This window comes from Marinococcus sp. LNHM5E3-2.1 (assembly GCF_056034365.1).
Genome location: NZ_JBQLIB010000001.1, coordinates 351932 through 365127, shown reverse-complemented (window position 1 = coordinate 365127; position 13196 = coordinate 351932). Strand labels below are relative to the sequence as shown.

14 protein-coding genes are annotated in these 13196 nt (G+C 47.7%); 2 read left to right on the top strand and 12 right to left on the bottom strand.

Annotation, left to right across the window (positions count from 1 at the left end; all coding sequences use genetic code 11):
- Positions 1-26: 26 nt before the first annotated feature.
- The 7 genes from ACTRXH_RS01980 to ACTRXH_RS01950 form a co-directional block, all read right to left on the bottom strand.
- On the bottom strand, positions 27-1496 hold the full coding sequence (locus ACTRXH_RS01980) for a UDP-N-acetylmuramoyl-L-alanyl-D-glutamate--2,6-diaminopimelate ligase (protein ID WP_474260376.1): 1470 nt from the start codon (positions 1494-1496) through the stop codon (positions 27-29).
- A 175-nt stretch (positions 1497-1671) separates the two neighbouring features.
- Positions 1672-3960 (bottom strand): penicillin-binding protein, encoded by a 2289-nt coding sequence (locus tag ACTRXH_RS01975; protein ID WP_474280348.1) that lies wholly within the window; start codon positions 3958-3960, stop codon positions 1672-1674.
- A 106-nt stretch (positions 3961-4066) separates the two neighbouring features.
- Positions 4067-4435 (bottom strand): cell division protein FtsL, encoded by a 369-nt coding sequence (ftsL, locus tag ACTRXH_RS01970; RefSeq protein WP_022792690.1) that lies wholly within the window; start codon positions 4433-4435, stop codon positions 4067-4069.
- Positions 4435-5394 (bottom strand): 16S rRNA (cytosine(1402)-N(4))-methyltransferase RsmH, encoded by a 960-nt coding sequence (gene rsmH / locus ACTRXH_RS01965; protein ID WP_474280346.1) that lies wholly within the window; start codon positions 5392-5394, stop codon positions 4435-4437. The genes ftsL and rsmH overlap by 1 nt, the downstream gene beginning before the upstream one ends.
- 36 nt (positions 5395-5430) lie before the next feature.
- Complete coding sequence (gene mraZ, locus ACTRXH_RS01960) at positions 5431-5862, bottom strand: division/cell wall cluster transcriptional repressor MraZ (protein ID WP_022792688.1); 432 nt, start codon at positions 5860-5862, stop codon at positions 5431-5433.
- Between the two features lie 150 nt (positions 5863-6012).
- Positions 6013-7635: a bacillithiol biosynthesis cysteine-adding enzyme BshC gene (gene bshC, locus ACTRXH_RS01955; protein ID WP_474280344.1), complete on the bottom strand. Its 1623-nt coding sequence runs from the start codon at positions 7633-7635 to the stop codon at positions 6013-6015.
- 33 nt (positions 7636-7668) lie between these two features.
- Complete coding sequence (locus ACTRXH_RS01950; RefSeq protein WP_474260825.1) at positions 7669-8052, bottom strand: DUF3397 domain-containing protein; 384 nt, start codon at positions 8050-8052, stop codon at positions 7669-7671.
- A 222-nt stretch (positions 8053-8274) separates the two neighbouring features.
- Between ACTRXH_RS01950 and ACTRXH_RS01945 the strand changes: the two genes are divergently transcribed.
- The gene (locus ACTRXH_RS01945) at positions 8275-8793 is read left to right on the top strand and encodes an N-acetyltransferase (RefSeq protein ID WP_022792685.1); all 519 of its coding nucleotides are present in this window, start codon (positions 8275-8277) and stop codon (positions 8791-8793) included.
- Between the two features lie 65 nt (positions 8794-8858).
- Here the strand turns inward: ACTRXH_RS01945 and rpmF are convergent, their stop codons facing one another.
- Entirely contained in the window at positions 8859-9032 is a 174-nt protein-coding gene (gene rpmF / locus ACTRXH_RS01940; protein WP_322524592.1) for a 50S ribosomal protein L32, read from the bottom strand.
- Positions 9033-9086: 54 nt separating this feature from the next.
- Positions 9087-9629, bottom strand: a complete 543-nt coding sequence (locus tag ACTRXH_RS01935; RefSeq protein ID WP_474260368.1) for a YceD family protein — start codon at positions 9627-9629, stop codon at positions 9087-9089.
- Positions 9630-9798: 169 nt separating this feature from the next.
- Here ACTRXH_RS01935 and ACTRXH_RS01930 point away from each other — a divergent pair, with 169 nt between their 5' ends.
- Positions 9799-10995: a nucleotidyltransferase gene (locus ACTRXH_RS01930; protein ID WP_474280342.1), complete on the top strand. Its 1197-nt coding sequence runs from the start codon at positions 9799-9801 to the stop codon at positions 10993-10995.
- Here ACTRXH_RS01930 and ACTRXH_RS01925 read toward each other — a convergent pair.
- From ACTRXH_RS01925 to rsmD, 3 genes are all read right to left on the bottom strand, one after another.
- Positions 10992-12053: a SepM family pheromone-processing serine protease gene (locus ACTRXH_RS01925; protein WP_474280340.1), complete on the bottom strand. Its 1062-nt coding sequence runs from the start codon at positions 12051-12053 to the stop codon at positions 10992-10994. The two genes, ACTRXH_RS01930 and ACTRXH_RS01925, sit on opposite strands and share 4 nt — an antisense overlap.
- 73 nt (positions 12054-12126) lie before the next feature.
- Positions 12127-12621, bottom strand: coding sequence for a pantetheine-phosphate adenylyltransferase (coaD, locus tag ACTRXH_RS01920; RefSeq protein ID WP_474260363.1), 495 nt, complete (start codon positions 12619-12621; stop codon positions 12127-12129).
- Complete coding sequence (gene rsmD, locus ACTRXH_RS01915) at positions 12611-13183, bottom strand: 16S rRNA (guanine(966)-N(2))-methyltransferase RsmD (protein WP_474280338.1); 573 nt, start codon at positions 13181-13183, stop codon at positions 12611-12613. Before rsmD ends, coaD begins: the two co-directional genes overlap by 11 nt.
- Positions 13184-13196: the final 13 nt, after the last annotated feature.

Below are 13196 nucleotides of genomic sequence, written 5' to 3'. Positions count from 1 at the left end.
AAGGGAGCTCCTTTCAGTATGAAACACTAAGCCTGTTTATTATTTTTTTTCCTGACCGCCTCTTTTGCCACTTCGCGGTCATCGAATTCCAACGTTTGATCCCCTATTATCTGGTACGTCTCGTGGCCTTTGCCTGCAACAAGTACTGTGTCCCCGGCATCTGCAAGAAATACGGCACGCTCAATCGCCGTCCGGCGGTCCTCAATAATTTCGTATTTTGTCCCAGTAAAACCTGCTTCCATCTGCTCCAATATTTTGACCGGGTCTTCCGAGCGCGGGTTGTCGGAGGTGAGAATCACCAGATCACTGAACTTTTCTGCTGCAGCTGCCATTTTCGGCCTTTTTTCTTTGTCTCTGTCTCCGCCGCATCCTACCACGGTGTAGAGACGTCCTTCGGTCATATCAAAGGCTGTTTGAGCTACATTTTCCAGCCCGCCTGGAGTATGGGCGTAATCAACGACAATGGTGCTTTTCTGCCCTGCTTCTACAGCTTCAAATCTCCCGCTTACGACCGGAGCATTTTTTAGACCGTCAACGATGCTTGTGACAGAAACGTTTTCTGCAATGCAGGCCGTAATCGCTGCGAGCGCATTGTATACATTGAACCTTCCAAGCAGCGGATACTCCACCTCCGTGCTTCCCCACGGAGTATTCAGCGTAAACGATGTTTTGCCGCCGGTGGTTTTTATGTTTTCAGCATAGATGTCGTTATGGTCACTGATCCCATAAGTAAGTACCGGGGCTGTCGTTACAGCCTGAAAGTAATCGGAGGCTTCGTCGTCTCCATTTAAAACCGCAGTGCCCAGCTCTCCTGCAAAGCTGTTGCCCAGCTGGGAAAACAGGAGGCTTTTAGCGTTCCTGTAGCTTTCCATCGATCCATGATAGTCCAGATGATCCTGTGAAAGGTTCGTAAAGACTGCTGTACGGAACTGGACGCCCCGTACGCGCCCCATCTGCAGTGCGTGAGACGAAACCTCCATCACACAGCTTTTCACTTCTTTATCCCGCATATCCGCAAACAGCTGCTGCAGCTCCAGGGATTCAGGCGTTGTGTTATTAGTCTTTACGGATTCATTTCCGATTTTTGCATACATAGTGCCGATTAAGCCTGTCTTTGCCTGCTCTTCGTGCAGGATAGATTCAACTAAATGGCTGGTGGTGGTTTTACCATTTGTACCGGTAATACCGATTATGCGAACATCCTTTGTGGGATGTTCGTAGAAATGATCCGCTGCGTAGGCCATTACCTTCTGCGTATCCTTCACGATCCACACAGGAGCTTCAACGTCCACGTGCCGTTCGGCTATCACAGCCGCCGCTCCGTTGCTTACTGCGTCGGCGGCAAAATCATGGCCGTCTACCTGGGTTCCTTCAATACAAAAAAACAGACCATTTGGGGTCACTCCCCTGGAATCCATATGTAAGCTTTCTATTTCTTTGTCTTCGCGCTCAAGCCGCACCATTATACTTGGAATGATGTCTGTTATATATTTCATTTCCGTGCCTCTTTTCTATCCGGAGCAAGTGTTTACCACTAATTATAGAAAAAATATGCTTCGTCCTTCCCGGCTGTCTTTTAATGAACATGCACGCAGAGAACTATATTCACTCTCTGCGTACACCTCACTCATTCTAATGTGAACGATAAAACATGTCATGGGACAATCGTCATTAATTTTCTACCGGCGCTTCACTTTCTTCTGGCTGCTCTTCGCCAGAGCTTTCCTGGGTATCATTTTCCTGGTGTTCAGATTCCTCTGTTTCGGCCTCTTCCGGACGCTCTTCCCCATTTTCATTTTCCGCGCTATTTTCTTCCGGTTCCTCCTGGTCTGCCTGAGTTTCCTGCAATTCGTCCGGTGCCACCAGCTCGACTTCCATATTGCCGGCAGCACTGACGGCTGTGCCGGGATCTACCGACTGGGAGCTGACATAGCCGGAGCCACTGGTGTCTATATCGATTTCAAGCAGCGCCTCGAGCCGCTGGATTTCCCGCAGGGACCATCCACTGACGTCAGGAATACTTTTTTGTCCGTTCGTGAGGAAAATTACTTTTTCACCTACGATCAGCCGTTCCGTATTTGTAGGAATCTGACTTTCCACCTGATTGCCGCTGCCAATTCTCACTGGCTCCAGCCCCGCATTCTTAGCGGCATTTTCAGCTTTATTCACTGATTTTCCGGTATAGTCTTCAAACTTAATACCCGACTCTTCATAGGCTTCTGTATCCTCAACATCTGAAGGCGTAAGATTCATGTATGAAAGGCTCTGCTGCATCACCGGATTAAAAATAGCACTCACGGCATCGGAGCCTGTTTCTGTCGGCTCAAGCTCCGGCCGGTCCACGACAACGTAGACAATAATTTCCGGGTCATCCACCGGCGCCATGCCGATGAAAGAAAAGATATTCTGGTTTTCTCCGCTCAGATAGCCTCCCCCCTCCGGGTCAGAGATCTGAGCCGTTCCTGTTTTCCCTGCAACTTCCACACCGTCAATCTGATAAGGAGCACCTGTGCCGTTTTCTCCTTCAATAACGGTTTGAAGCTTTTTTCTTGTCTGGCGGGCGGCTTTCTTACTAATCGGCGTACCGGCCGACTTCGGCTCGGATTGGTACGTCGTTTCATTGTTATTCGGATTTTCAATACGGTCGATGATGTAAGGCTGCATCATTTCTCCGTCATTGGCAATCGCCGTAGCGCCCTGAATCATTTGAATAGGGGTGACCGTGGAAGCCTGGCCAAACGCGGTTATACCTACGTTTAACGGCGTTTCTTCTGCTAACGCCCCGTCCGCTTCATTCGGGAGATCAATACCGGTTTCCTGTCCGAACCCGAATTTCTCCAGGTAATCAAATAAAGCTCCTTCCGGCAGGATTTCCAGAGCTATTCTCATAAATGCTACGTTTGAGGAACGACGGAGGCCTTCATTGTACGTGATTTCTCCCCAGCCTTCTCCGTTGTTGTGGTCCCGGATCGTTTCCCCGGAGACCTCATAGGTGCCGGACTCATAAGTATCTTTGCCTTCATATACTCCTTCGTCGATCGCAGCAGCCAGAGTAAACATTTTAATCGTCGACCCGGGTTCAAACTGGTCGGAAACCGCATAGTTGGTATAGTTTTCAATTTCTTCATATTCATTCGGATTGAAGCTCGGCCGGTTGCTCATCCCGAGAATTTCCCCGCTGTCTGCGTCAGCCACAATACCCGTCATTTTGTTCGGGCTGTAGCTTTCTTCCACCTCAGACATCGACTGCTCAAGCACGCTCTGAATATTACCGTCCAGGGTCAGATAAACGTCTTCACCGTCTTTGGCTGTGTTCGTTGTTGTTTCTTCTTCATCAAGAAGAGCGTTTTCTTCAGATTCTGTTTTTGTCCCGTCTTCGCCAGTTAATTCTTCATTCAAACCGGCTTCGAGTCCCATCTGTGCTTCTGACATGTCCCGGTTCGTGTAGCCAAGCACATGGCTTGCAAACGTCTGGTTCGGGTAATAGCGGCTCGGCTCTTCTCGAAAATGGATGCCTGCCAGATCAAGCTGTTCGATTTCTTCTCTTTCAGACAGCGTTAAGTATTTGCTGCCGGAACCGAGTTCCACCTGGTACTGGTCACGTTCGAGCATGTCCTCGAGGTCTGCCGCTTCCATTCCGATCAGCGGTCCAAGCTCTCTTGCTACCCTGCCCGGGTTTTTCACATGGTCATCGTAGGATTCATCAAGTACTGCATACACAGAATAGGAAGGCACCTGTTCTGCCAGCGGCTCTCCCTGCTTATCGTAAATAGTGCCCCGTTTTGCCTCAACGGTTTCAGTCGACGTATACCTTGAGTCTGCCATACTTGCAAGGTCATTGCCCTCTACTGATTTCCCTACCTGGATATACACCATGCGGCCGGTGAATACGAGAAAAAAAACAGCTACAGCAATAACCAATAAAAGCGCCCGTACTTTCGTACTTTTCAATTTCTTCATGCTGAGAACGTTCACCACCTGGATTTTTACATGTAACGGGGCGTAGGTTAACTTGCAAGAAGGGAGCAGTACTACCGCGTTTCCACGGATTCCCCTCCCTTCTGCATCAGTTCTGTTCTGTTCCGTTTACGACTTGAATATTTTCATCCTTCATTTCCATACCCAGTTCATTTTTCGCGTAGTCCATGATACGCTCCGGTGAACTAAGTTCAGCCACCTGCAGCTCAAGGTTTTGATTCACCTGCTGCTGCTCCTGAATCTGTGTGGCAGTCTGGTCTATTTGCTGGTCCTGGGCGTGTATCGTAGCAAAGTTCGAAACGATGAAAAAGGATGCGATTAAAATCCCTATTATGACGGCAGTCATAATCAGTTTTTCACCCTTAGTAATACCACCACGAACATGGTACTGGACTTTTTTATGTACTATTTGCTTGTCTTCCTGCTGGCGTTTAATCTGCTGTGCCAAATTCTCCATTATTGTTTCCCCTCCTCGCGTTTTTCGATGATTCGAAGCTTCGCGGAAGCCGCCCTTGGATTTTGCGTCAGTTCATCTTCTGATGGCAGGATCGGTTTCTTTGTCACCAGGTTAAAATCTGGTTCTGCTTCATCGGGCACGACCGGGAGTCCCTTCGGAAGCGGAGGTGGAGAACTTTTCTGTTTAAACAACTTTTTACAAATTCTGTCTTCTAACGAATGAAATGTTATTACGCACAATCTTCCGCCCGGCGCTAACATTGTCAGCGCATCGTCGAGCGCTTCTTTGAACACATCAAGTTCATTATTTACAGCAATTCGCAAAGCCTGAAAAGTCCGCTTCGCCGGATGCCCGCCTTTTCTCCTGGCCGGTGCAGGTATTGCACTTTTGATGATTTCCACTAGTTCTTCCGTCGTTTCAATACGGTGGTCTTCACGCGCTTTTTCGATTTTTCTGGCAATCTGCTTTGAAAAACGTTCTTCCCCGTATTCCGAAAGAATCTGCCAGATTTCCTGAAAAGGTGCTTCATTGACGATGTGTGCTGCTGTACGATCCTGCCGGTGCCTGTCCATCCTCATATCAAGAGGAGCATTGTAGCGGTAGCTGAATCCTCTTTCCGGACGATCAAACTGCGGCGATGAAACTCCAAGATCGAATAATATCCCGTTTATCTGCCCGGCTTGAAGCTCAAGCAGTTCTTCCTTTAAAAACTGGAAATTGCTATGTACGATCCTGAAATTTTCTCCATGAGCGCGAAGCCGCTGCTGGGCATGCTCAATCGCTTCCTCATCCTGGTCAAAGGCAATTAAAAAACCTTCAGCAGACAGCTGTTTCATAATTTCTTCACTGTGTCCGCCGCCGCCGAGGGTACAATCAACATACACACCGTGCGGCTGAATGTTTAGTCCCTGGACTGCTGCTTCCTTCAATACGGTTTCATGCTCAAATTGTGGCGGCACTTCTATTCCTCCGGCAAAAATGTGTTTGATGCTGCTTTAAAAATCCAAATCGGCCATGTTCTCTGCAATATCCGGAAATACTTCTTCTGATTCTGCGTAATATTCGTCCCATTTGTGTTTATCCCATATTTCTACTCGGCTGCTTACCCCGATGATCATACATTCTTTTTTTAATTCTGCATATTGGCGGAGGGTGGTAGGAATCATCGAACGTCCCTGCTTATCAAGTTCACATTCAGATGCTCCTGAAAAGAAAAAACGGGTGAATGCCCTTGCGTCTTTTTTTGTGAAAGGCAAAGCTTTTAATTTGGTTTCAATTCGTTCCCATTCGTCATACGGATAAACAAACAAGCATCCATCCAGACCACGGGTAACGACGAAAGAATCTCCCAACTTCTCCCGAAAACGGGATGGTATAATAATTCTTCCTTTGTCGTCCATATTATGTTGATATTCTCCCATAAACATATGGACCCAACCTTTCACCACTCCATACATTTAAGTTACCACATTCCCCCACTTTGTACCACTTTTTCCGGAAAATTTTTTTGACAAAAAAAACTTCCCGCTATTTCGGGAAGCTTTCAGCCGGATATCGTATAAATCAGCACGAAGATGCTACAGTAATATAATGTTCTGCCGGCCGCTTTTCCACTCTGTTCCAGCTAAAACCTGTGATGGAAGACAGCCGCCGAATTCATTCAGCATAAACAAAATGTTCACCTGCCGTTCCGCCGGCTCCCGGCGCGGGTAGAGCTGACCGATAATCAATTCGAGCCGCCGTACTTGAACCTGAACGGTACGCTCCTGTTCCGCATCCAGCCGGTCGCCTAGATAACGGACTTCTTTTTCAATCCTCCGCCAGTTCTCTTCTGCAAAACTTTCCTGTGAAGGAAACTGCCGAATCCATGCGTCAGCAAGAGCGGCATGCGCTTCTTTCATTTCTTCCATTACCTGTTCCGCTTTGGCTTTGCCATCCACTTCAAGGGCAGCATGTTTCACCTTCTGAAGCCTTTGTTCGAGTGCCGGCAAATTCAGCAGCTCCCTGAAGGGAATATGTTCTTTTTCAGCTGCCTGCTGTACCTGCCGGGTGGCATAATGTATTTCCATGCGCTTTTGTACAATCGGCACCCGCAAACCCAATGCTTCAAACAATGGCTTTAAAAGAGACCAGTACTGTATTTCCCCCGGGCCTGCCACGAAATGAAGAATCGGAAGCATCTGCTCCTGCATCAGCGGCCGGGTCACTACATCAGTACTGAAACGAAAGGGGGCGTGTACTGCTTCTTCCAGTAATTCCCCCGTTTCGATTGTTTCTCCTGATCTCCGGCTCCGCCAGGCCCCGTCTTTATATTCAAGCAGGTGCCGCACATGATTTATATGAAAAAACAGGTGGCCGCTGTCAAAATTAATGCCTTCGACAGCTCCGTATCCCGCTGCCGCCCTTTCAGCTGAGCCCTGGTAAACAGCTTCATTTATTTTTTCCGGTACAGAGAGCAGGCTTTGAAACAATGGCGCTCCCAGTTCTCTCCATTCCGGCTGCTGCGGGTCCATCATGATGAGATCCGTATCTTTAAACAGCCAGCGCATCATTTCTGCGAAAAACTGGGACCAGGATGCTGAACCACGCACCAGTTCATTCACTTCGTTTCTTAATTCATTTGTAAGCGAAGTCTCCCGGAGCTTTGAAAAGGCCTCTTCCACAAATGCTTGCGCTTCCTCTGGATCAAACGGCTGTTCCGAGACAGGTACATTCGGCAGAAAATTACCCTCAAATCTTGTTTTGCCGAGATGTCCTTCGACCGGAAAATTGACATGGTTTACTTCCTCCCAGTCATGATCCTCGCCCGCGATCCAAAACAAAGGAAGCACTGGACGCTCCAGCCTCTCTTGCTCTTGCTCTGCCAGCTTAATTACCGATACAGCCTTGGATATAACCATAGACGGACCGGTAAGCATCCCGGCCTGCTGGCCGCCGGCTACTATGACGGTTTCTTCGTTTTCAAGTTTTTCGAGGGCTGTAACCGCCCTTCCCCCGTAGTGCAGGCTGTCATTATACTTCTGCAGAAGCTTCTTTAAACGCTGGCGTTCAAAAGACCGGCCGTCTAAATAACGAAGCCGGTCCTGCACCCCCTGTGTATTTCCAGTGTAATGAAAGAGCTGCCTGGCACTGGGTTGTCCTTTTTGATAGTCATGCAAAAAATGATTGTTATCTATTGGTTGATCGTACAGCACTTTCATATCAAACTACCATCCTTTATGCCTTGCTCCGTTCTATGCCGTGAACTGCAGATACACCCAGTATCCAGCTAACAGGACATACCCTGCCGTAAATATAAAAAAGCTGCATCTCCATATGCCCTTCAGCACCCGAAAAAATTCCAGCTCCTCCCGGGAATGATAATGAATGATGGATATCACTACGGCACTGGCCAGAATCACTAAATAAATAACCCACAGGTAGGATTCGTTCCACAGATCACTTGACCATCTGTGCACCGAAGCGATGAACAACAATGTAGTGGAATCACAGGCAGCCCGGAAGGCGTATGTTTTTCTTTTCGTTAATTTTGCCGTGACCAGATAGGCTATGTACCAAAAAGCCGGCGGAAAGGCCAGAGCTGCTTCCATTAACCATCCATATATCTGCTGTAGCATATTTGTCACTTTCCCTCATCCAGTTTGCTCGCATTTTCTTAACTCTATCACATTAAACATCAATATTATTGATGAATTTTAGATGTCTCAAGCATTTTAGCATATCTCTACTCTCCGGACTAGTAGCATTGGACGATCAGGGACACCGACTTTTCACTTTTCGATTTAAAACGTTTTCGTGTATAATGAAGTTGGAAGTTATTAGTGAAGGAGGCCAATCGCATGAGCGGAATAGAAGTTGTACCATTACTCATAAACTACAAGACATTAGAAGAATTTCAAAACTTTAAAGAAGTTGGCGCTCAGGAGCTTTCCATGCAGGAAGAGCTCGAAGAAAACATTATGGAAAACGACAGCCGTTCTCCATTTTACGGCATTTATTTTGGAGACCGGCTGGTTGCACGTATGTGTTTATATACAATTACCGGCAAATACGACCGCTTCTTTGACCCTCCCCAGGACTATCTTGAGCTTTGGAAACTCGAAGTACTCGAGCCTTACCGGGGACGCGGTTTCGGAGAGGAGCTTGTCAACTATGCAAAAAGCTTTGAACTGCCGGTGAAAACAAACGCACGTCAGCGTTCGGATGATTTCTGGCTGAAAATGGGCTTTGAACCCGCAGAATACAACCCGGTCAGAGATCGTGGTGAAAATCCATACGTATGGTATCCAAAAGGGGTACAGCCGCAAAAAGCAGAAGAATTAACTGCCGAACCACCTCTTTCCGATACTGAGTCGTAATATCCGATTCCTCAGTGCTTATATAAAAAAAGCAGGACGCCGTCTCCGGCTCCCTGCTTTTTTTATTACTTTTCTACAACTGTTTCGCCTTTGTAAGAACCGCAATTTCTGCACACGCGGTGAGATAGTTTCTGCTCTCCACATTGTTCACATTCTACCATACCTGGTACTGCTACTTTATGATGAGCTCTGCGCATACGTTTACGGGTCTTAGAAGTACGTCTAAAAGGTACTGCCATGATTCCCACCTCCTTATAAGATAAAGATTATTTCAACCAGTGAATGATTTTGGATCAGCTGGAGCCTTTATCGAAATACTTCGATAAATCAGCCATTCTCGGATCAACTTTAGGAGCTTCCTGCTCCCGTTCCTTTATTAATTCATCCTCCGAGATTACCCGCCAGTTATCTCCGCTCTGAGGAGCAAGCGGCTCACCGTCCCCCTCTTTCGCGAAGACTCTGAACGGCATTTCAAGGAAAATGTTTTCTTTAATATATGGGAGAAGATCGACAAAACCATCTTCTGGCTCGTGTTCATTAATGTTTTCTTCGTCCGCCGGCATTCCATCCAGCCGAAATGCTTCAAACATTTCAACATCAAACGGATGATGGACGTCCGCGAGCGTGCGCGCACATGGAAGTATCATCGTTCCTGTTAACCGCAGGTGTACTTGAAAGGTTTCTTCAACGATTGTCCCTTCGCCCTGCACATGCACAGCACTGATATCCCTTAACTCTTTATCGCGTTCAATCATCTCTGAAACATCTGCTTCATCTTCAATGTTAAACGCCTGTTCGTGCTTCTTTGAAAGTAACTGCTGGATACCCCATTTCATCGGATCCACCTCCAGACAACAAGAGTAATTATATCCATCGTAACGTTCTTTGTCAACATTTTTTCTTTACAGTAAACCCTTTTGAACTCTCGAAAAACATCGTATCATGAATAAAGAAACGTGAAAAGCGATATCTCCCGAAATACCCTACGTGAAAGGCGGACTTATAATGAATGTTCTAGGAGTGGTTGTCGAATACAATCCTTTTCATAACGGTCACCTGTATCATCTCAAACAGGCTGCGGTCCAGAGTAAGGCCGATGTGATCGTATGTATTATGAGCGGCCCTTTTCTTCAAAGGGGCGAACCTGCTCTCGTCCCTAAAAGAGAACGGGCTGAAATGGCGATCTCGAGCGGGGCTGATCTTGTTATCGAGCTTCCTTATATGTTTGCCTGCCAGCATGCTGACATATTTGCTGCCGGGGCTGTTTCCATCTGCAGAGAGCTCGGTGTTACCGATTTAAACTTCGGCAGCGAGCACGGAGAATCCGCTCCATTTATAAAGCTTGTCGATTTTCTTTACGCGCACCGGGACCGTTTTGATGAACGCGTCCGCTTTCATATTCAGGGAGGATGCAGCTATGCTAAAGCTAACGAACTCGCCTACAGAGACTTGGAGGCTCCGGGCTCCCTGCCGGACTTAAGCCAGCCAAACAATATTCTCGGCTTCCATTATACAAAAGCTGCAGCACAGGCTTACCCGGAGCTCCGGATCGACACCGTCAAACGAAAAGGCGCTTCCTATCACGACGTTTCTCCACAGGACTCGTCTATCGCAAGCGCCACCAGCCTCCGGCAGATGCTTCAGCGCGGGGAAGAGATCAGTTCATTTATCCCCGAAGCCTCCAGGCGCATTCTTACCCGACTCCCACACCTGCGGTTTTGGGAGGATTATTTTGCTGTTCTGCAGGCCAAGGTGGTAGCTGCCTCCGATACAGAGCTCGCTTCCCACTATGATATGTCAGAGGGTCTTCATAACCGCATGAAAAGGCTGATGAAAGAAGCAGCCGCTTTCGACCAGTGGCTGCACCTCGTAAAAACAAAGCGTTATACTTTGACCCGCCTTCAGCGTACCGCTGTGCATATATTAACCGGCCTGACAAAAGATGAAGCCTCTGCCGCCTCTGATGGCCGAAATGTTGATCACATCCGGGTTCTGGGCATGAATGAGCAGGGAAGATTCTATTTAAACCAGGCAAAAAAACATATATCCGTTCCTCTTTATACGAAAATGAGCAGTAAAAAAACGCCGCAGCTGGCAATCGGCGAACGGGCTGATAATGCTTATGCGCTTTTACTTCCGCCTGCTGAAAGACAGAAAGAATGGCGGAAGGATTACGACCTCCCGCCCCTGCTGCTTTTTTAAGGTTTGCTTTCAGCTACTTTCAAATCGTTTTTCAGGTAGTTTAAAGCTTCGTCGAGCGTCTCCACTGGTACGATTTCCATATCTGATCCAATATTCTCCGCCGTCTGTCTGGCAATTTCATAATTGGACGGCGAGGCCATGTCTGATGCGGGCGCAAAAAAGACATCTATATCTTCTTTATCCGCCGCAACAATTTTTTTATCTATTCCGCCAATCGGGCCGACACCACCCTGTTCATCAATAGTGCCGGTACCGGCAATTTTCTCGCCGCCTGTAAGATCTTCTTCTGTGAGCTGATTGTATACTTCAAGTGCAAACATCAGACCCGCGGAAGGCCCTCCGATAGAACCTGCGTCGATCGTAACCCCGGGATCAAGCGAAACGGTTCTTTCCGTATAGGGGTACAGTATTCCAAGACCGGAGTTTTCCTCCTCCCCGGTTGAAGCCGGAAACAATTCCACTGCAACCTCCGCCTCCATCTGCTTATTATTACGCTGGAAAGTGATGGTTGCTTTTTCTCCTGTTTCCACATTTGCAATCTCACTGTTTAATTCCTCAAGCGTCTGGATATCTGTGCCATTGACCGCCTGGATCAGGTCGCCCTCCTCCAGCTTTTCTGCCGCGTCCATTCCGTCGATAAAGTCCGAAGCCCTTACTCCCTGGTACTCTACCCTGACAGTCTTCCCGGCCGCTTCATACGCTGCTATTTCTGCAGATTCCTGGGAGCTTTCCATTACCTGACGCTGGCGTTCAAAAAATTCCTCCTCACTTTCATCTTCAAATTGGTAGGAGGTTTTTGGAGAAAGCTCTCGGTAAGGAGAAAATACTGACCATAAAGCAAGTGCAGGTGTAGCACCCTGTTGAAAAACAGTCGTTAAATACATTTCTCCGGATTCCTCCGCCCCCTGCTCCACTTCGACCACCGGGGACAAACTGGCTGCCGAGCCTGGCTGTATATAATAGTACGGGAGAGGCACCTGGGTTAATATAAGCACCACAGCTGCTATGACAGCTGCAGTAATAATCCGCCGCATTTTCCTGTTTCCGGTGCGATACATGTTCTTCATCCTTTATAAACAATTATTATTCATCATACGAAGGATGGAAGGGGAATTGCAATGAATCGCACTTCTACCCCCGGTTTTTCTTCTCAAACTGTTTTCTGAGCGCATCTTCCACGTGCGCAGGCACAAGCCCGGATACATCCGCTCCGTATTCCGCTACTTCTTTTACAATACTCGAGCTCAGATAAGAGTACTGGTGATTTGTCATCATAAAAAATGTCTCCACGCCGGGCTCGAGTTTTCTGTTTATTGACGCCGCCTGCATTTCATATTCAAAATCAGACACCGCCCGGAGGCCTCTTACGATCGTATCAGCTTTTATTTCTTTCACATAATCCACTAAAAGTCCGTGAAAAGCGTCTACTTCCACCCCTGGCATATGCTTGACTGATTCTTCTATCAGCTTCACCCGCTGGTCAATGGAAAAGAACGGTTCTTTTTTCCGGTTATGCAGTACTGCCACTACCACATGGTCAAATACATTGTACGCCCGTTCGATAATATCCAGATGGCCGTTGGTGACCGGGTCAAAGCTTCCTGGATAAATTGCTTTATTCGCCATTCTTAGCGCCTCCTGTCAGCTGCAATATTGTAAGCGTGGTATCACCATAATTTTTTTCTGCAAATACAGACAGACGTCCGTCAAACGCTGCCGATTTCGCTGTAGCATGCTCCCATATAAGCATGCCGTCTTCTTTTAGCATAGAGCAGTCCAGTACTTTTTTCACCAGCTGCTCTGCTTTTTCTTCTGCGTAAGGAGGATCAAAAAAAATCAAATCGAACTGCCGCCCCCGGGCCTCAAGACGATCCAGGGCTTTAGAAGCTTCTGAACGGTAAACCTCTGTCCGGGCACCAAGCGCAAAAGCGTCAATATTGGCCCGGATGGTCCTGACCGCGCTCTGGGCTTTGTCGACAAAAACAGCTGAACTGCAGCCTCTGCTGAGCGCCTCAATTCCGAGGTTCCCGGTTCCGGCGAACAAATCAAGGACCGTTTCCTCCTCAGAGAAAAAAGGGCCCAGCTTATGAAACAATGCCTCTTTTACTTTATCTGACGTCGGCCTTGTGCCGGTTCCCGGCACAGCCTTCAGCCTCCGTCCTTTAAGTTCCCCTGCTATCACTCTCATACGTTTCGCCTCA